General features: G+C 46.2%; 14 protein-coding genes and 1 other RNA gene. 9 read left to right on the top strand and 6 right to left on the bottom strand.

The features are described from left to right. Positions 1-693 precede the first annotated feature (693 nt). The 4 genes from rnpB (at position 694) to ruvA (ending at position 4034) form a co-directional block, all read left to right on the top strand. Positions 694-1121, top strand: an RNA gene (rnpB, locus tag HRU80_04915) — RNase P RNA component class A. 26 nt (positions 1122-1147) lie between these two features. After that, positions 1148-2893 (top strand): single-stranded-DNA-specific exonuclease RecJ, encoded by a 1746-nt coding sequence (recJ, locus tag HRU80_04910; protein ID QOJ28250.1) that lies wholly within the window; start codon positions 1148-1150, stop codon positions 2891-2893. A 23-nt stretch (positions 2894-2916) separates the two neighbouring features. Next, the gene (gene ruvC, locus HRU80_04905; protein QOJ28249.1) at positions 2917-3453 is read left to right on the top strand and encodes a crossover junction endodeoxyribonuclease RuvC; all 537 of its coding nucleotides are present in this window, start codon (positions 2917-2919) and stop codon (positions 3451-3453) included. Beyond that, entirely contained in the window at positions 3450-4034 is a 585-nt protein-coding gene (gene ruvA, locus HRU80_04900; GenBank protein QOJ28248.1) for a Holliday junction branch migration protein RuvA, read from the top strand. Before ruvC ends, ruvA begins: the two co-directional genes overlap by 4 nt. Positions 4035-4542: 508 nt before the next feature. Here the strand turns inward: ruvA and HRU80_04895 are convergent. Further along, positions 4543-5202 carry a fumarylacetoacetate hydrolase family protein gene (locus HRU80_04895; GenBank protein ID QOJ30457.1) on the bottom strand — a complete coding sequence of 220 codons (660 nt, stop codon included), beginning with the start codon at positions 5200-5202 and terminating at the stop codon, positions 4543-4545. A 302-nt stretch (positions 5203-5504) separates the two neighbouring features. Here HRU80_04895 and HRU80_04890 point away from each other — a divergent pair, with 302 nt between their 5' ends. Next, the gene (locus HRU80_04890) at positions 5505-6605 is read left to right on the top strand and encodes an AI-2E family transporter (protein ID QOJ28247.1); all 1101 of its coding nucleotides are present in this window, start codon (positions 5505-5507) and stop codon (positions 6603-6605) included. An 11-nt stretch (positions 6606-6616) separates the two neighbouring features. Here HRU80_04890 and HRU80_04885 read toward each other — a convergent pair whose 3' ends face one another. The 5 genes from HRU80_04885 to HRU80_04865 all read right to left on the bottom strand — a co-directional run bounded on the left by HRU80_04885 (position 6617) and on the right by HRU80_04865 (position 13309). Next, positions 6617-7579, bottom strand: coding sequence for a DUF4922 domain-containing protein (locus HRU80_04885; GenBank protein ID QOJ28246.1), 963 nt, complete (start codon positions 7577-7579; stop codon positions 6617-6619). Between the two features lie 26 nt (positions 7580-7605). Beyond that, positions 7606-9069 carry a glycosyltransferase family 2 protein gene (locus tag HRU80_04880; protein QOJ28245.1) on the bottom strand — a complete coding sequence of 488 codons (1464 nt, stop codon included), beginning with the start codon at positions 9067-9069 and terminating at the stop codon, positions 7606-7608. Between the two features lie 13 nt (positions 9070-9082). Next, positions 9083-9769, bottom strand: coding sequence for an FKBP-type peptidyl-prolyl cis-trans isomerase (locus HRU80_04875; GenBank protein QOJ30456.1), 687 nt, complete (start codon positions 9767-9769; stop codon positions 9083-9085). Between the two features lie 363 nt (positions 9770-10132). Continuing rightward, positions 10133-11302 carry a DUF3095 domain-containing protein gene (locus HRU80_04870; protein QOJ28244.1) on the bottom strand — a complete coding sequence of 390 codons (1170 nt, stop codon included), beginning with the start codon at positions 11300-11302 and terminating at the stop codon, positions 10133-10135. 285 nt (positions 11303-11587) lie between these two features. After that, positions 11588-13309: a T9SS type A sorting domain-containing protein gene (locus HRU80_04865; GenBank protein QOJ28243.1), complete on the bottom strand. Its 1722-nt coding sequence runs from the start codon at positions 13307-13309 to the stop codon at positions 11588-11590. Between the two features lie 260 nt (positions 13310-13569). Here HRU80_04865 and hemL point away from each other — a divergent pair, with 260 nt between their 5' ends. From hemL to HRU80_04845, 4 genes are all read left to right on the top strand, one after another. Beyond that, positions 13570-14859, top strand: coding sequence for a glutamate-1-semialdehyde 2,1-aminomutase (gene hemL, locus HRU80_04860; protein ID QOJ28242.1), 1290 nt, complete (start codon positions 13570-13572; stop codon positions 14857-14859). Between the two features lie 84 nt (positions 14860-14943). After that, complete coding sequence (locus HRU80_04855; GenBank protein ID QOJ28241.1) at positions 14944-15531, top strand: sigma-70 family RNA polymerase sigma factor; 588 nt, start codon at positions 14944-14946, stop codon at positions 15529-15531. A 3-nt stretch (positions 15532-15534) separates the two neighbouring features. Then, positions 15535-16833, top strand: a complete 1299-nt coding sequence (locus HRU80_04850; GenBank protein QOJ28240.1) for an anti-sigma factor — start codon at positions 15535-15537, stop codon at positions 16831-16833. A 214-nt stretch (positions 16834-17047) separates the two neighbouring features. After that, positions 17048-18106 (top strand): IS110 family transposase, encoded by a 1059-nt coding sequence (locus tag HRU80_04845; GenBank protein ID QOJ28239.1) that lies wholly within the window; start codon positions 17048-17050, stop codon positions 18104-18106. Positions 18107-18678: the final 572 nt, after the last annotated feature.

The following is an 18678-nucleotide window of genomic DNA, read 5'->3' as shown; positions in this document are numbered from 1 at the left end:
CTGCAGAGACTCTGCAATCGTTGCTGATAATATATATAAAGATACAAACCCGAACCGCGGTTGCGTCGTCTCAAACCCACATATGGTAATAACCTCAATGTTTTCTCTGAGACGCCGCAAATGCGATTAAGAATTATGCGTTATGAAGTTTGGATTATGAATTGATTTATTAATTTAGCAGAGATGTTGCATTCGCTGTGACAGATTTTTATATACCTATTATTTTTACGATTGCGTCGTCTCATTGTGTGTCTGCGTTTCACCGGTGTTTACAATCTATCTCCCCTGAGACGCCGCAAATGCAAAACATTGCCGTTAGCAAAATATCCGGTTAGCATTTGCGACGTCTCTACAAAATTGATATTCATTTTTTCGTAGAGACGTTGCAATCGCCGTCACAGATATGTATAATCACATGAACCATCACGGCGATTGCAGCGTCTCAGATCCATCAAAGGACGACAACGACAATGAGGCAGGTCAAGACCATGCAATTGCTGTGGCAAAACATGGTATAGGACAGGTCGCAACTTGTCCCTAACGATTTTTTCCGTGCAATCCGCGTAATCCGCTTAATCCGCTATCCTTGTCCGCCCTCCCGTGTACTGACAATGAGCCGGCTATTTATTATATTGGACTCATTATAATTAATTATTAATTCATTTTAAGCTTAGTTACAATAGAAAAGATACGAGATCAGCTCAGGCAATCGCTGTGTACGTAGGTACATAGAGGAAAGTCCGGACTCCGACGGATGGGATGCCGGGTAACCCCCGGGGGGCAGATGGCGCAAGCCGCTGTCCACAGACAAGTTCCACAGAAAAGATACCGCTTTGCTTAATGCAGAGTAAGGGTGAAAAGGCAGGTTAAGAGCCTACCGCGGCCGGGGTAACCTGGCCGGTCCCTTAAAAGGGAGCGGAATATCCCTTTACAGGGGTATTGCCGTCATGGAAAACCTCATCCGGAGCAAGGTCAAGCAGGAAGAATGGCGCTTTCGGGCGCCGGGAACCGTCCGTTTCCTTACTTCCGGGTAGACCGCACGAGGGTGTCAGTAATGGCACTCCCAGATAAATGATTGCCGCCTTCGGGTACAAAATCCGGCTTATCGGGCTGGTCTCCTATTCTTTTGCTGTTGTGCGGAGGAACAATGAGCAACAATGTTTGGAAAATTCTTGAGCCGGACAATCAGAAGGATGTGCTACATCTTTCTGAGGCGCTCAACATCCCGCAGAGTCTCGCCCGGCTTCTGGTTATGAGAAACATCAGAACCTTTGATGAGGCGAAAAGGTTTTTCCGCCCTGACCTCTCTTATCTTCACGACCCTTTTCTGATGGACGGCATGGAAGCCGCCACCGGCAGGGTGATTCATGCCGTTACCCACAATGAGAAGATCCTTGTCTATGGCGACTATGATGTGGACGGCACCTGCTCCACCGCGCTGATGTATATGTTCCTTAAAGAACTGGGTGCACAGGTTGAGTATTATATACCGAACAGGATGAAAGAAGGGTATGGTATATCCACACAGGGTATAGACTATGCTGCCTCCATAGGCACCAACCTGATGATTTCCGTTGACTGCGGCATTACCGCCATCGAAGAAACTGATTATGCAAAATCACTCGGGGTTGAACTGATCATCTGCGATCACCACAAGCCGAAAGATATACTGCCGGCTGCCTTCGCGGTGCTTGATCCCCTTAAACCGCAATGTGATTATCCCTTTAAATATTTATCAGGCGCGGGAGTTGCATTCAAACTGGCGCAGGGTATATCTGAACGCGTCGGTCTGCATGATAAACCGATGAAATATCTGGATCTGGTTGCATTGGCAGGAGCCGCTGACATTGTTCCCCTTACTGATGAAAACCGGATTCTGGTTACCGCCGGACTGCAGATTATTAATAAAAATCCCCGCCCCGGTGTGGCTGCTCTCATCCGCACCAGCCGCATTCCGGACGGATATCTAAGCTCAGGGCAGATTGTTTTTTCGCTCGCTCCCCGTATCAACGCAGCCGGCCGCCTGAGTGACGCAAAGATAGCTGTCGAACTGCTTATTACCAATGATCAGGCAACGGCTGACCGGCTCGCGCAGGATCTTGAGTCAGAAAATACCGAGCGCCGCAAGATTGATGAAGGCACCTGGAATGAAGCAAGTCTGCAGGTTGAAAATTCTGAGATGCTCGCGGAACAGTGCTCCATCGTGCTGCATAATGAACAGTGGCATCCGGGCGTGATCGGTATTGTTGCCTCGCGCATGGTTGAAAAATATTATAAACCAACCATCATGCTCACCACGGTTGACGGTGTGGCAAAAGGTTCCGCACGCAGCGTCTCCCGGTTCAATATATATGATGCCCTGCGTAACTGTGAGGATATCCTGCTTCATTACGGCGGTCACGAGGCAGCCGCAGGTCTTGCCGTTGAACTTGACAAACTGGAAGAGTTCAAAGAACGGTTCAACAGGATTGTTATGGAATCAATCTCCGATGAATCAAAAACCAGAACCATCGAGATCGACACGGAACTTCCCCTTTCTGAAATAACACCAAAGTTCATCCGGATTCTTGAACAGTTCGCGCCTTTTGGTCCGGGGAACCATCGTCCGGTATTTAAGTCAGATAATGTGCATATACGCCGAGGTGCCGCGCGTTTTCTTAAAAGCATTCATTTTGCCGCAACACTGCGCGATAAAGATTCTGAACGTGATTTTGATTCTATCGGTTTTAACATGCTGAACGACGATACAAAACGACTCACCGCTGAGGGGGGAGATATATCGGCGGTTTTCAGCATTGACTATTACACCCGCGACGGCAAACGCTTTCCGCAGTTAAAACTGAAGGATCTTGCGATGTCCGGTCAGGCGGTAAGCAGCAATAAAGCCGGTTAAGCAGCAAGGACACCGGCAGCAGAATGATTATCCTCGGCATTGACCCCGGCTCAGTCCGCACCGGATGGGGAATAATCTCCTCGGAAAAAGGAAAACTGAAGCTGCTTGACGCAGGCGCAATTACCTTTAAAGCCGGCCTGCCCATGAGCCAGCGTCTGCATGCGATATATACCGGACTTCAGAAAAAGATACATGAATATCGTCCTGATGAACTTGCCATAGAAACAGCATTCTTCGGGAAAAATGTGCAGTCCGCGCTAAAGCTTGGTTACGCGCGCGGTGTTGCAATTGTTGCCGCGGTTAACAAGGGGCTTGCCGTCTATGAATATTCGCCCCGGGAGGTAAAGAAATCCGTTACAGGAAACGGTGCCGCTGCCAAAGAGCAGGTTGCGTTTATGGTAAAGACCATCCTTAATATTAAAAACAAGCCAATGACCCCGGATGCTGCCGATGCTCTCGGTATTGCACTCTGCCACTCATTCAGAAAAACAGAAACAGCAGGCGCCCCGAAGAACTGGAGCGACTTTATTAAGAAAAATCCCGGAAGAGTAATAGAATGATAGGATATCTTAAAGGCGAGATTTTTTCCGCCGCGCCCACACGGCTGGTGATTGATGTAAACGGAGTGGGATATCTGGTTAATATTTCACTCAATACGTTTGAAGCGGTGAGCGGAAAGAAAACCGTCCAGCTGTATATATCTACAATAGTGCGGGAAGATTCCATCAGTCTTTACGGATTTTCAGGCGAGGAAGAAAAAGCCATGTTTGAACTGCTGATCTCGGTAAGCGGCATCGGTGCAAAGTCAGCGCTTTCAATTCTTTCCGGCATCCGCGCTGAAGAACTCCGCCGTACAATAACACACGCGGATACTGCCCGGCTTTCAACCATACCCGGCATCGGCAAAAAAACAGCAGAGCGTCTGGTGCTTGAGCTGCGCGAAAAAGTGGATGCGGTTCCCTCATCAGCCGCTGGTGCTGCACCTGCCGGAATCCGTTCAGAAGCGGTATCAGCACTGATCGCGCTCGGATATAATCAGAAGAATGCCGAACAGGCAGTGCGTGATATATTAGGAACAACTCCGGATATATCAATCGAAGAGCTGCTTAAAACAGCTCTCCGCAAATTCGCTTCGCGATGATGAAGTAAGAGGTATGGATTTACCTCTGCGAATCCTTTGCTGTTAAATCCGCCTATCTTAAGTATAATGTCATCCCTTCGGGATTTTTTTATTTTCGTGTAACTGATTTTCTACAGTAATTTCATCCCTTCGGGATTTCTATATTTCTCTGCAAAGTTTTCTTTTTAACGCCGAAGGCGTGACATTATTGTAGAAACCACATCAAGACATACAAATCAAAACGCCGAGGGCGTGACATTATTATAGAAATCACACCAAGACATACAAATCAAAACACCGAGGGCGTGATATTATTATAGAAATCACACCAAGACATACAATCCAAAACGCCGAAGGCGTGACATTATCTAATGTTATTTGTTCTCACCCAACTTTCGAACAATATATAACTCTGCGAAACTTTGCTTCCTTTGCGTTTAATGTTGCGAAGCTTGTGTCAAATGTCATCCCTTCAGGATTACCCTATATCCGCCCGGATGAGATATATCTATATATTGCTCATTACTAACTATATAACCTCTGCCCGCAATGTTGCTATTCCCTCAATCGCTCCGGTGATCACATCGCCCGGAACAACCTTGCCCACTCCGGCCGGGGTTCCGGTAAACACTAAATCTCCTTCTTCAAGTGTCATTCTTTTTGAGAGGAAAGATACTATCTGCACCGGCTTATAAAGCATCAGATCAAGTTCGGCATCCTGGCGGCGGGTGCCGTTTACCTCGAGTGTAATCTTTTCCTTAAGTGTCAGTTTGTGTTTCTCTTTAGAAATGTAATCGGCGACCATGGCTGAGTCATCAAAGCACTTTGCCAGGGTCCAGGGCTCCCCTTTTTCCTTCAGCTTCATCTGCCAGTCCCGCAGAGTCATATCCAGCCCAACCGTGTATCCGGCAATTGCCTCTTCCGCTTTTTTCTCGTCAGCATCCTTGATGGTTTTACCGATGACCAGCACCAGTTCAACCTCATGGTGCATTTCGTCTGACCAGTCCGGCTTCCTCATTTTGCTTCCGTTTGGAATCATTGCCGAGGCGGGTTTAATGAAAATCAGGGGAAATTCCGGGACTTCGTTACCCAGTTCGGCTGCATGGGCTGCATAATTCCGCCCGACACATACCATCTTGCCGACTTCAAAAGTTTTTGATCCGTTTTGTTCTTTTATATAGTGTTTCATTTTTGCCAGGAAATTTATTTTTGAAAGCTTAAAGATACCAATTGGCGGGTTTTCTTCATTTAACGGGAGAGAAAAAGGTTTCCCGCAGACTACGCTGATTTCTGCGGAACTCATACCAACAATCTTCCGATCCGTTTTCATCTGCGTTGCTCTGCATCCGTTTTAATCCGCGGCCCATGTTCCGGGGAGGCTGACTATCCTATCCAAAACACAGGGAAACAGATTTTCTCTTGTTTATGATTTCTGTGATGTAAATTTGCAAAGCAGTTTAATCTTAATCTTATAGGCAGCTTAGAACCGGTATGAAACTCATTCCCACTACCTCTTCCACGGTAAAGTTTTTTATCGTTATCTCTGGAATTGTGCTGCTCGGACTGACCCTTAAGGAATTGCAGCATATTTTTCTCCCGTTCATTGTCGCCTATATGTTCTTTTTCCTCTTCTCGCCGCTGAACAACTGGCTTACGGCAAAGAAGATTCCCCTTTTTCTGGTCATCCCTTTTAATCTGATCATCATAACCGTCATATTCGCCGGAGCAGGAACAATTCTTTATACCTCGTTCATACAGATCGGTGATAATCTCCCCGCATATTACAACAAACTTAATCTGGTTGTGCGGGAGTTTTCAATATCGCTTGGCATAAAAGACCCCTACTTCAGAAAGTTCAACCTTGAACGGGTGATTGACCGGCTCGATTATAAAACCCTTGCTGCTGATTTCCTCTCTTTTGCGGCCGACCTGACAACGATGGTATTCTTTATAATAATCTTCTTTGCCTTCATTGTCAGCGGACACAAAGCAATATATACAGCTATCAAAAAGCGGTATGTGACGGAGAAGGCTGCCGGTCCTGAAGAGACGGAAAGTTTATCAGAGCCGGGCTATTACAATGAAGCACGGCTTGAGGCAACGTTCAGGGAAATCACGCAGCAGATTCAGCGGTATATCATAACTAAGGTATCCATCAATCTGAGCGCGGGGGTGGTAATGGGGCTGGTGCTCTGGCTGATCGGTCTGGACTTCCCACTCGTGTGGGGAATTCTCACCGTGCTGCTCAATTTTGTCCCAACCATCGGTTCTGTCTTCTCGCTTGTTCTGCCGGTCCTGATGGCGCTTATTCAATATGATGCCCCGGGTTACGCGCTGCTCATCGGTTCTATCATTATTCTGATCCAGACCATTTTCTTTAATGTTCTGGAACCGGTATTTGTGGGAAAAAATCTGGGACTTAACCCAATCGCTATTCTGCTTTCGGTGCTTGTATGGGGATATATATGGGGAGTCGCGGGAATGCTGCTGGCTGTTCCTCTGACTGCCATCATCAAAATTATGATTTCAAACAGCCAGAGCCGTAATCTGCAGTTCATTAATCAGCTGATGAGCAACAGAGTACAGCAGTAAAACGGCTGATGCTACCGTTCAGTATATGCGGTAAAAATTTCTTTCAGGCGTGCGTTATCCTCAAAAACCTCATCAAAAATTGAGGTAATCAGTTCTTCATTTATCCGGTCAAAGTCTTCCCTGCGGGGAGTAATAATCTTTCCTCCGACATCCACTGAGGCAGGGCTGATTACCAGACGCTCCGGTTCATCAGCAAAATATACATCAGGACGGTGCTTCCTGCGCAGCAGGATGAGAAGATACAGCTTTCCTGTTTCCTTCTGCTTAAAAGAAACGATATTCATCATCGGTTCAGCAGCTTCACCGCTGAACTCCTGATAGAATCTGATAAACGATTCAACCTCACTGATGTATGAATCAATAGCGGCAGTGTCATTCAGGACGAATCGTATATATGACCTCAGTCCGTCATGTATGGCATCAGCAGTATATCCCTGTTTATCTTTCACTTTCAGGAGCGAAAGATGTCCGGGTACTTCTTTTTCCATCGGCATAAACCCTGCGGTTCCCATCTGAAAATGATGATGATCAGGAGCTGAAGCGCCGCAGCGGGGACCGTTATAAAAAATGGAGTACGCATCACCAAACTCCATTGTCATCTCAACAAGAGCCTTTACCTCTCCGCTTATCTTCTGGTCTACGTGAGCAGTCTTAGGAATGGTGAAATGTTCAGGGAAGATAGGAAAGGGATTGATCAGCACCACATAATCATTACCAAACGGGAAATCGTGCTGCTCTTTAGGCCGGTTCTCTCTGCAGAGAAAGCATTTCCGCTCGGATATACTCTTGGTATCCACTTTTGCTGCGGTTGATACTATCCTGCCGGGATTAAACTGCACCTTTACCGTATTGCCACGCACGCTGAATTGTTTTACAAGACAGTCTGCAAGCGCGGCAAAATTATCCCCGGCAAGCGGCCACTCAGCCGTCTGCCGGGTAAAAAATTCCTGAAGCAGGTGAAGTTTAGAGGACATCAGAAATATATATCAGTTGCCAGATGTTATATCAGACCGCTGTTCTTCCGGATGCGTGCCAGAAGCTCAAAGGTACGGACTTTATCCTTATAGAAATTATGTGCGTTCTGCTGCTGTATGGTCAGTGAGGCATCAGTATTTCCTTCCCATCTGCGGCAGAGATATACCGGCTCATAGATGCGGGCAATCTGATAATCACGGCTGATGGCAATTGCTGCGGCATAGTCCTCTCCGTAACTGGTGTTAGGCAGATTCAGCTCACGCAGCACCGGTGTATAGAATGCACGCGGAGCGCCGAGTCCGTTAATGCGCAGTGCATTGTTCCGTCCGTTATCCGGTGTCCATTCTTTATGGTCAATAATTCCCGGGGGAATTTCTTCCAACTTAAAGTTTGTCATCTGATAACTGCCGATAACCATCGCTGCTTTTTCCTCATGGAATTTTGCAACAATCACCGCCAGGGTGTTTTCATCTTTATATAAATCATCGCTGTCAAGCTGAACGGCAAAGCGTCCGCATTCAGGATGATGCACGGCGGTGTTCCAGCATCCGCCAATACCAAGATCTTTCCGCTCTGGTATCAGGTGAATCAGACGGCTGTCTTTTGCAGCCAGTTCCCTGAGGATATCCGTTGTACCGTCATCTGAGAAGTTATCAACAACAATGATATTAAAAGGGAAATTAGTTTTCTGATTAAGCACGGAATTCACTGCATCAGCAACCGTTTTCACCCGGTTCTTAACCGGAATTACAACCGAAGCCTCATATTTGAATCCTGAGGCAAATTCAACCGGAGTAAATTGCGGCTCAAGATATCCGCCAATCCTCCTGAGATGAAGAGTGCAGGCCTGCTCCATTTCAATCTGATACGCGCGGTTCTTCGGGTCAACATAGTCAAACAGTTTTTCGCCTGATTTGCGGGTGTCCGTTTCAACCTTTGTATATAAATATTCGCCGATTCTGAGCGGGAGGTTTTCCGCGCTCAGTCTCAGACGCATATCATAAAGACCTGCAAAAGTAAAATCTGTTTTCTCCGCGGCGATCACTCTTCTGAATGATGCAGTATGAAACAGCAGCAGCGCTCCGAAATCAAAATCATCACGCAGACTGCCGTACTGGTAATCAATCACCGGATGCACGCTTCTTGTTTCTCCGGCAAGTTCGTAGTAATCAGAGTAAAGCATTGCTGCTCCGCTCATCACCGCCGACTGCAGAAAACGTTCTACGGCAAACTGTCCCATTTCGATCTTTGTTTCCTGGCGGACAAAAAAGAAGTATTCATCCGCGGCATGCTTTGCGGCAAGCTCCATCGCTTCTGATGAAAGAAGTCCTCTGCCTGAAACCAGGGTGGTGGTATCCGGCAGTATAAGCGAGCTGTCAGAAGTGATAAGATATATACTGCCTGTATGAGCTGATTTGCGCAGACTGGCAATGGTTTCTTTGGTGAATTCCTGTCCGCTGTAAGGGAGAAAAACAGATGCTTTTTTCATGGCCGGGAGTATCTTAATTAACTTTAATCAGTTCAATTGTAAAAATCAGAGTGGCGTTCGGGCCGATATCAGCGCCGGCTCCTCTTTCACCATAAGCGAGATTCGAGGGAATATATACTTCCCAGATATCGCCTTCTTTCATGAGCTGAAGCACTTCAGTCCATCCGGCAATCACACCGTTTACGGGGAACTGAATCGGCTCACCTCTTTTGTAGGATTCATCAAATACGGTTCCGTCAATCAGGGTACCGCGGTAGTGGGTAGTAACTTTATCGGTGGCTTTTGGCGATTTGCCGTTGCCCTTGGTGATTACCTTATACTGCAGGCCGCTGGCGAGAGTGACCACACCTTCTTTTTTTGCGTTGTCAGCGAGGAACTTATCCCCTGCTTCTTTATTCTGTTTTCCAATCATCTGGTTTTTTTCATCCTTTTTTGCCATTAGTTCTGTCTGGTAACGGACCATCACATCCTGCATTTCCTCTTCGGTCAGGACGGTTGAGGAGTCCAGCATTGCGTCCCTCATGCCCATATAGAGCATTTTCAGGTCAACATCCAGGTCATTCATTTTGAGGTTTTTACCGATATCAGCGCCGATGCTGTAAGAAACGCTGTCTTTCTGGGTCTTAAAATCACTTTTCGAGACTTTTGCATCCTGGCAGGAAACAACGCCCAGCCCCGCAACCAGCAGGACGGCAATCATATTAAATTTCATTCGATCTCCGAGAATTTTAAAATAAATTAGCTTTAAAGATAAGCAGCCGGGCTGAAAGTTTTTACTAAAATAGACAGAGGGAAATGGATAAAGGATACTAACGATTCTCGCTTGAGAGCAATGATTCTAGTAATTTTGTCAATATCGCATCAAATTCTGCGACAATCTGCGAAATCTGCGGGAACCTTGCCAAAATACTCGCTGGGATCGCTCAATTGCGAAATCATAATAGGTGTGGTTTTGCTGATTCGCTATTAGGCGGTCACCCGGGAAAGGGGTTCAAAAAATGATAGATGTTTATCGGAGTCCATATAAATCGTCCTGATTCTCACTCACTCAGCACGTCAATCATTAATTGATAATTCCTTTTAACTGCTGCTTGAGCTGCACCGCTGCTGAGGTGTAGCCCCCTCCGGCTGCATCAACAAAGTGGATATGGTCTTTTTCATATTTTGAAACAAGGCAGGTCAGCTGGGCTTTTTCAGAGATGTGCATTCCATAGACAATATGTCCCCGCTGGTAAAGTGATTCAAGAAAATTTTCCAGCCGTTTTCTTTTTTCCTCTTTGATACTTATAACCATACGAAGCATTTCATCAAACTTCCGGTAATCAGTATTGATGATCAGATATTTTTTGTATTCCCCCCAGTTGGTCTGGCTGGTTGAAACATTAAACCTCATCAGAATCTTACCCATGATGACCGCATAAACAAGATTAGCAAGATAAGCAATTTTGCGAAGCATTGCCGGAGGCATTACTCTTGCGTTGGTTTCATTCAGGAACCGCCGGATGCTGAGTGTAAGTTTCAGTCTTGCGTTTTTGATCGGATGGAATCCTTCTTCCTCTTCTTCAAGTTCTTTAAGGAAGGCAAGAACGCTCATATATACATCAGACTCCGGAAGTGTCCGGGAGACACACTTCACCAGCATAGCCACTACCTCACCCCCGGGGGGTTTTATGTCTTCCCACCGGCATTCCAGACCCGTCAGGTCAGCTTTTACCGGAGTTTCTGTTTTACTCTGAGAATAACTTCCTGATTTTATAATCGTCTCCGCAGTTTCAAGCCCTCCTCCCTTAAACACTGCCTGATAAAAGAAATCAGAATACTTCATTTTTGAAATCATCACCTTCGCTCCCCGCTTCAGTACCTCAGAGTAGTAGATATACCCTACTCTCAGCTCAAGTTTATAGACCAGCGCTGACTGCTCCTTAAGTCCGTGCAGCACCGAAAGTACTTCCTCAAGAAAATCACGGTGCACCAGCAGCGTGGCACCGTCACCGCCAAAAACAAACGGGAACTCCAGATTCCCCAGCCTGTTCTTTACTGCAGCAATTACCGAAGCACCGATGGTATTTACCTGCCGGTACCTCCCCTCCTGAATAGCTTTAGTTGAGCCTTTGATGTCCGTGATGATAATAACCCAGTCTTCAGGGAGCTCACGGAAATATTCATCCATCCCGATTTCCTCAATCGTATGAATGAAAGGCAGATTAGTATAAAAAGATTTTGAATCTGTCATAAACTAATGTACAATTTACAATGAACAATGTACAGAAAATAATTAGTTTTGTGCAGTTCCCCGCGGCCGTCAGGTGAGTAATCCATACAAGTCAAAGTATTTCCCGGATAATTTCTTAGCGCCTTTGTGCGGGATAAAAAACCCGCCCTCCGAATTACCAGAGGGCGGATTGAAAGCCATTTTGATTAACGCTTATAGTCCCCTTATATTCACAATTCACAATTCACAATTCACAATTCACAATTCACAATTCACAATTCATAATTCACAATTCACAATTCACATTTATTTTATGTACATCATCTTAATAACGGCAGATTCCTGTTCCGTAGTCAATCTGCAGATATACACTCCGCTGGGAATATCTGCTGCATTAAATTTCAGGTTATATGAACCTGCTCCTTTATATCCGCTTTCCAGGACTTTCACTTCTCTGCCAAGTATATCATACACGGCAAGTTTTATATTTCCTGACCAGGTCAGGGAATAATGAATATTCGTTTCCGGGTTAAAGGGATTCGGATAATTCTGCTGAAGCGTAAATCTCTGCGGAAGTCCGGCCTCAGCATCCTTAACATCGGTTACAAAGTTCGCGTAATTTGAGGTATATATCTGATGAGCATAATCAGCAACTTCACGCATGGCAGCAACCGAGCCCATGGCTGAGTTCCCTTGCCCGACAAGATACGCAACCGTAATATCAACCGGTTTATTCTTCTCTATCCGGAATGGTCCGGCTGAAACCATAATACGCTGATCCGCCTGACCGCTATTGAGCCAGCCGGTACCGTTTTCAGGATATCCGGAATAAAAGTATGCCGGATTAATCTGTGCACAGTTGGCAAGAGAAGTGCCGTTTCCAAATCCCCAGCTGCACACATCAATTGGCGTACCAGTTTTCCATCTGCCCCCTATCTGATAATTCCGCATTTCCCATAACGTATTTGGATCGCCATGGGTGGGATGTGAACTCATCAGCTGCGTTACAGAATTCTGGCGGGTAAACACTGCCCCGCGCACAGTTTTTGTTCCCCGCAGCGTTCCATAATGGATGATAACCGAATCAAGAGCAATATCTGTTCCTTCATCATACAATCCATTGCTGTTTACATCAGAATAACTTACCCCGGGGATATATGAATAGGGTTTTTGCAGGAACCGGTACATCAAAGCCGGCGGCTGAGCTCCCCATACATTATCCGGCTCTCCCTCATATACATACCCGCCTTCCCGCAGACTGTCGCTTCCAATAAAGTCGTTTGCGTAATTGCCCATATCAGGGTCTGACCAGATACTGAAGTAGGCAGAGTCAATCACATCCGCCGCCGTTCCTTTGTTGACCATTCGATAGTTAATAAAGATGAGGTTTTTGTAATAATCAGAGGGGATATGCCACGCGTATATATACTGCTGCATTTCGATTCCCAGCGGCGGAACGGTGTTAAACCTTCGGCGTGAAGGAATCTGCGCGTCGTTAAATACCGTAAAGGTAAAAACATCACCAAGAAAATCAGGACGGTCTTCATTTGCATCCCACTGGCCGTTGCTGTTCAGATCAACCGGGTTATATAATCCGTCACCGTTGCCGTCATAATAGAGCGCTCCAAGTTCAACAGCGTATTTATACATCTTCCAGGAGGTTCCGAACGCGGTATCCTGTTTTGTAATTTTATATATGCCTGCGCGGTTGTCATTTGAATCGGCGCCTGCCATTCCGCGGACATAGTCAGTAACACGTGAGGAGTTATTCACTCCGTTTGCAAAGACCGAGTCGCCGTATTTGCCGGATAACGCAAATCCTGCTGAGAATATCAATGATTTGCCAAGATAGGTTCCTCCGCTTACACCATTATAATTTGCATCGGCAATATTTCCGTTATGCTCAAAAGGCAGAACTATATCACCGATGGTAATTACCTGAACCGATGGAATAGTATCCGATCCGGTGAACTGGGCATAAAGAGGGGCTGTGAGAATGAGGACAGTAAACAAGGATATATATTTCATGAGATTGCTCTCCTTTTGTGGTAAATCAGCCGGAAAGCCAGAACCGGGAATCGGTGAGCAATCCGGCAAGTAAAATTACGAAAAAAAAAAGATTTCCAAACACCATTAAAAACCGGGCATTCTCCGGAATAAAACCCCCTGACAACCGCTTTCAGGGGGTGACTTCTTTTCTGCCCCAGGGGTAAACTACGGCATAAAAACTCCCTCCAAATGGCTATATTTATTGTTTATCTTTCATAAATTCCGGATTTTCTATTCTTATGCAGATAAGTACCAGCAAGCAGCTTTTTGAGAAGGCACAAACCCTCATCCCCGGCGGGGTAAATTCCCCGGTCCGCGCTTTTAAATCAGTTGGCGGCACCCCTGTATTCTTTGCTTCCGGCAGCGGCGCAAGGGTTACGGATGTTGACGGAAACAGCTATCTGGACTACATCGGAAGCTGGGGACCGCATCTTTTTGGCCATAATCCTGAGTTTATTAAAGCCGCCATCCTGAATCAGCTGGAAAAAGGGGTTTCTTTCGGAGCCCCGTGCGGTCTGGAAGTTGAAATGGCTGAACTGATTACCTCGCTTGTTCCTTCGGTTGAAATGGTGCGAATGGTAAACAGCGGAACCGAAGCCACTATGTCTGCCATCCGGGCTGCCCGCGGTTTCACCGGGCGCGATAAATTCATCAAGTTTGAAGGATGCTACCATGGCCATGGTGACTATTTCCTCATCAAAGCCGGCTCCGGCGCTCTCACCCTCGGTGTACCCACCAGCCCCGGAGTTACCAAAGGCAACGCTGCTGATACCCTGCTCGCAACATATAACAATCTGCAGGAAGTAGAAGAACTGGCTGCAAAGTATAAAGGGGAGATAGCCGCAATCATTATCGAACCAGTTGTGGGCAATATGGGCACGGTGCTGCCTTCAAAAGAATTCATGACAGGTCTCCGGGAACTCTGCACAAAAGAAGGCATTGTTCTGATTTTTGATGAGGTGATGACCGGTTTCCGGCTTGCAAAAGGAGGCGCACAGGAAGTTTTTGACATCACGCCTGATATGTCCGTCTTCGGAAAGATTATTGGCGGAGGCCTTCCGGTCGGCGCATACGGCGGCAAAAAAGAAATTATGATGAAGGTTGCCCCGGCAGGCCCGGTCTACCAGGCAGGCACTCTCAGCGGCAATCCCCTTGCCATGGCTGCAGGACTTGCCGCACTCCGGTATATTCAGCAGAATCCCGGTATATATACCCGCCTTGAGGCACTAACTTTGCGGCTGCACAAAGGACTTGAAGCAGCATCGCGCTCGGCAGGAAAAAACTATACGATTAACCGCGTCGGCTCCATGATCAGCATGTTCTTCACCGAACATCCGGTTACTGATTTTGCTTCAGCGGTTACATCTGACACGGCTCTCTACGGAAAATTCTTCCACGGTATGCTCGAGGAGGGACACTATCTGCCTCCCGCTCAGTATGAGGCATGGTTTGTTTCAACCGCCCATACGGAAGCTGATATAGATGAAACCATTGCAGCGGCAGGCCGCGTGCTTAAAAAAATCCTCTGACCGCCTTATGAAAAGGTTTTCAGTACATAACGAATTTGTATATATGACTAATTTTATAAATCATTTAAACGATAGGGAGTAGCTTTGGCAGTCTCTTATTCAGATCTATCAGATGCTGACCTGATGCAGAAGGTCGCCCAGTCAGATTCACGGGCGCTTGAAGCGCTTTATAACCGGTATTCATCCATTCTCTATACTCTCATCAAAAAGATCGTCGGAGATCAGGCGCTGGCTGAATCAGTACTGGTGGATGTTTACGTCCTTATCTGGACAAAGATCCGCTTTTATCACAGGGAAAGCGGAAATGCTTACTGCTGGCTGATTAATCTCGCGCGAAATAAGGCCGTTGATACCATCCGCCGCCAGAAGCCGGATCAGTTTGAGAATTATGAATACACTGATGAATACGAAAATTATTTCATCATGCCCAGGCTTTCTCTTGAAATTGACCAGCTTGATCTTGCGACCGCGCTGCAGATAAAAGGGAATATCGAGGAAGCGCTGCATAAACTTACCGACGCGCAGCAATATGTCATCTATCTTGCCTACTACGAAGGGCTTACACAGGATGAAATTGCTGCTAAACTGAAAATTCCCGTGCAGACGGTGAAATCAAAAATCGTTATAGCACTCACAAACCTGAAGGATAATCTTCTGAAAGGAGGGGAATAAGCCGTGTCAGACCAGGAAAAATACAATTCATATATACACGCTTACGCGCTCGGATGTCTTGATAAAGATGAATTCATTGAACTGACCGAGTATCTTGAAGGCAGCAGCGATTTTAACTGGGTGGAGCTTGGCGAATTCCAGAATCTTGCCGCACTGCTCCCCTCATTCCTGCAGACTGAAGACCCTGCGGCTTCCGTAAAAAATAAAGTAGCCCAGCGTTTATACCGTCTGAAAGAAGAAAAGAAACTGGCTCAGGCACAACAGCAGAGACCGGTACGTGAACCGGCACCTGCGCCTCCCGTGCCTGTGGCTGCTGCTCCCAAGCCAGCCCCGGTATTTGAACCTCCGCAGAGGCATCACTCTGATTCCGGAACAGGCCGTCCAACTCAGCGCACTCAGGTGGAAATGAGAAGTTCCGAGCCCGGTTCAGAACGCCCTGTTGAAGCACCTCCGGAAGAATTCCGCCAGGATATACCGCAGATCAGAATTCCCGAAGTTCCGCAGGAACAGCCGGCGGGCGGCGGATTCCATCTGAACATGGATGCAATTGATGAGCATATCCATGAAACCACGCAGGAGACCCCCGCAGAACCTCAGCAGTATCAGCAGGAAGAAGAACCTCTCCGGCAGGAAAGCCCGCATATACATCATCAGGAGGAGGAACCGCAGCAGCGGATTCACTCTACCCCGCTGCTGATAACCCAGACGGACTCCCCCGCTGCTCCTTCTGATCAGCCCATTATTATTAAAAAAGGTGTGCCGCCTGCGTTTTTTATTATTGCAGTGCTCATTCTGGCAGGAGCAATATATACCACATACTATCTGCTTGAACAGAAAATCAACTCGCTTAAAACAGGCCTGCCTGCTGAAATAACCCGCATTACTTCTGAGTATGATGCCAAACTGGTTCAGCTTGACCGCCAGCAGCAGGTGCTTACCCTGCTTGGACAGTCAGATGTTCTTTTTGTTAAACTCAGTCCGGGAACCGGCAGCAGTGCTTATGGAAAACTGCTCTACAGCCCTTCACTGCGGCAGGGACAGCTCATCCTGAATGATCTCCGCATCATTCCTCCGCAGGATCAGAAAGTGTATCAGCTCTGGGTAAAAGGATCGCGTTCAGCGCTGTTCATCGGTATTGAAGTCTCTTCCAGTTCAACCGGATATATACCAGTGAGTATCAGCGGCGATTTTTCAAAAGAGAAGTCTCTCACTTTCCTTGTGACCCGTGAATCGGTAGGAACCACTCCTTCTGCTCCGTCAAAGGAAGTTGAGCTAAGCGGAACAGTTAGAATTAGTAATTAGCAGTTAGTAATTAGTAATGTTTTCAATTAAGGAGGGATTGCAAATTTGCAGAATACAACTGCCCTGTTCCGATCCGTGTAAATCCGTGCTGCTTCAGCATCCGTTTAAGATCCGCGATAAATTAGAAAAGCGGTTTCACTTAATTTAAGGTGTAGTAAAAGTGAATTTTATTCACCATAACAGTTGACATCTCATTAAACTAAGGAAACCGCTCATGAAACTTATAAAAAAACAACTGACCGGCAAAAGTTATTCAGTGGTCAACAAATATGCAGGATACGATAATTATCTTGCCGTTGACTGGTCGCAAAGCACCATGGCAATTGCAATGATAAGAGCACCCTATCAGAACCGTATCCGGGTAACCGAGCACCCAAGCTCTCTGAAGCAGCTTCAGCAACTGCTCAAGAGTCTGTCCGGTAAAACCATTATTGCCTTAGAGGAAAGCTCTCCGGCTCACTGGCTCTTTGTCAATTTGTACGATTACGCTGCAAAAGTGGTTATCTGTGATCCTTATCAGAACCGACTGTTAACCCAGGGGCCAAAGACTGATCCTATTGATGCTCAAAAACTCAGCACCTTGCTTTATAACGGCATGCTCAAGGAAACTTACCATGCAAAGAAAGAAGAATTTGAGTTGCGAAAATATATCAGCGCTTACAGTGATCTGATAAAACGAGGGGTAAGGCTCCAGAATCAGAAAACAGCATTTCTTGGGCAGGACGGACTTTCCCGGAAAACCCGGAATCTTTCTAAAGCAGAGAAAGAAAGTACAAAGTTTATCCTCAACCAACTGGAAGAAGATATTCAGCAGTATGAGAAGCAGAAGAAGGATTTTGAAGTTCTCTTCACCGGGCTGTGTAAGAAAAACAAAACTCTGAAAAACCTGATGAGCATACCTGGTATCGGTATAATTGGTGCAGTAACCATCCTCGGAACGGTTATAGATGTTAAACGCTTCGACAGTGTTGGAAAATTTCTTGCCTACTCCGGATTGGTTACTCACGTTAAACAGAGCGGAGGAAAGACTTACGGGCACAGGAAAGGTCGATACAGCAGAATCCTCAAACAGGCATTTAAGGTTGCTGCTTCAACTTGCATTAACGGTGAGAATGAATTATCGGCTCTTTACAAGGATCTGCTAAAAAGAGGTGTAAGCCAGCACAATGCAAGGAATGCTGTAGCACGGTATGTTGCAAGGGTTACTTTTGGCATTCTCAAAACAGAAAAACCATTTATCAGTAAAAAAACAAAGGTGAAATCCAAGAAGTAAACATATCCAATTAGATACCATTCTGTTTACCGGCAAAGAACATTCTCATGGAGACAGTAAACACGCTTACTAGAGTATTAAGGAAGAGAGCATTCACAATGGCCCGTTGCAAAAGAATAATTTCTTTATAGCACATATCCGCGATTAATCCTCTTCCGGTTTAATTCTGGAATTTATCGTAGCAGCCTGAAACATTGGCATGGCTCAAATAGACGCATAGAAAAACTTATAAAGTAAAAGCGAATAAAGAAAGCAGTTGAAGAACCCATGAACCCAAGGGGGAAACTCTGAGTTGGTACATTTTGGTTGGCATTTTCAAGAACGTGGCTTGTGAAACCCCAAGTCAGAGACTGAATTTTGTAAAATTCTTTACAGGATTACTGTTTTCTCTTGACTTTCTTTTCTATAGACGGCCCATTTGCGGAGCAGTTTACGCAGAGGCACAAAAGATTAACAGGCAGAGTTTCAGGTTTACTAATTTCTCATTACTAACTGCTAATTTAAAAGTGAATCTTCGCACCAGGCAACCGTTAAAAATCTGCGGCCCGTTAACCTGAGCGGTTCGCTCAAAA

The sequence above is a fragment of the Ignavibacteriales bacterium genome (assembly GCA_015709675.1).
In the GTDB taxonomy this organism is placed as follows: Bacteria; Bacteroidota; Ignavibacteria; order Ignavibacteriales; family Ignavibacteriaceae; genus H2-BAC3.
The sequence above is the reverse complement of the archived record's forward strand: the minus strand, read 5'-3'. Positions and strand labels throughout refer to the sequence as shown.

Bases quoted from the DNA above. Each gene is read 5' to 3' on its own strand.
- ruvA (QOJ28248.1), top strand. From the start codon at position 3,450: ATGATAGGATATCTTAAAGGCGAGATTTTTTCCGCCGCGCCCACACGG.
- HRU80_04875 (QOJ30456.1), bottom strand. From the start codon at position 9,769: ATGATTGCCGTCCTGCTGGTTGCGGGGCTGGGCGTTGTTTCCTGCCAG.
- HRU80_04870 (QOJ28244.1), bottom strand. From the start codon at position 11,302: ATGACAGATTCAAAATCTTTTTATACTAATCTGCCTTTCATTCATACG.
- HRU80_04895 (QOJ30457.1), bottom strand. From the start codon at position 5,202: ATGAAACACTATATAAAAGAACAAAACGGATCAAAAACTTTTGAAGTC.
- HRU80_04845 (QOJ28239.1), top strand. From the start codon at position 17,048: ATGAAACTTATAAAAAAACAACTGACCGGCAAAAGTTATTCAGTGGTC.
- HRU80_04865 (QOJ28243.1), bottom strand. From the start codon at position 13,309: ATGAAATATATATCCTTGTTTACTGTCCTCATTCTCACAGCCCCTCTT.
- ruvC (QOJ28249.1), top strand. From the start codon at position 2,917: ATGATTATCCTCGGCATTGACCCCGGCTCAGTCCGCACCGGATGGGGA.
- HRU80_04890 (QOJ28247.1), top strand. From the start codon at position 5,505: ATGAAACTCATTCCCACTACCTCTTCCACGGTAAAGTTTTTTATCGTT.
- HRU80_04880 (QOJ28245.1), bottom strand. From the start codon at position 9,069: ATGAAAAAAGCATCTGTTTTTCTCCCTTACAGCGGACAGGAATTCACC.
- HRU80_04885 (QOJ28246.1), bottom strand. From the start codon at position 7,579: ATGTCCTCTAAACTTCACCTGCTTCAGGAATTTTTTACCCGGCAGACG.
- hemL (QOJ28242.1), top strand. From the start codon at position 13,570: ATGCAGATAAGTACCAGCAAGCAGCTTTTTGAGAAGGCACAAACCCTC.
- recJ (QOJ28250.1), top strand. From the start codon at position 1,148: ATGAGCAACAATGTTTGGAAAATTCTTGAGCCGGACAATCAGAAGGAT.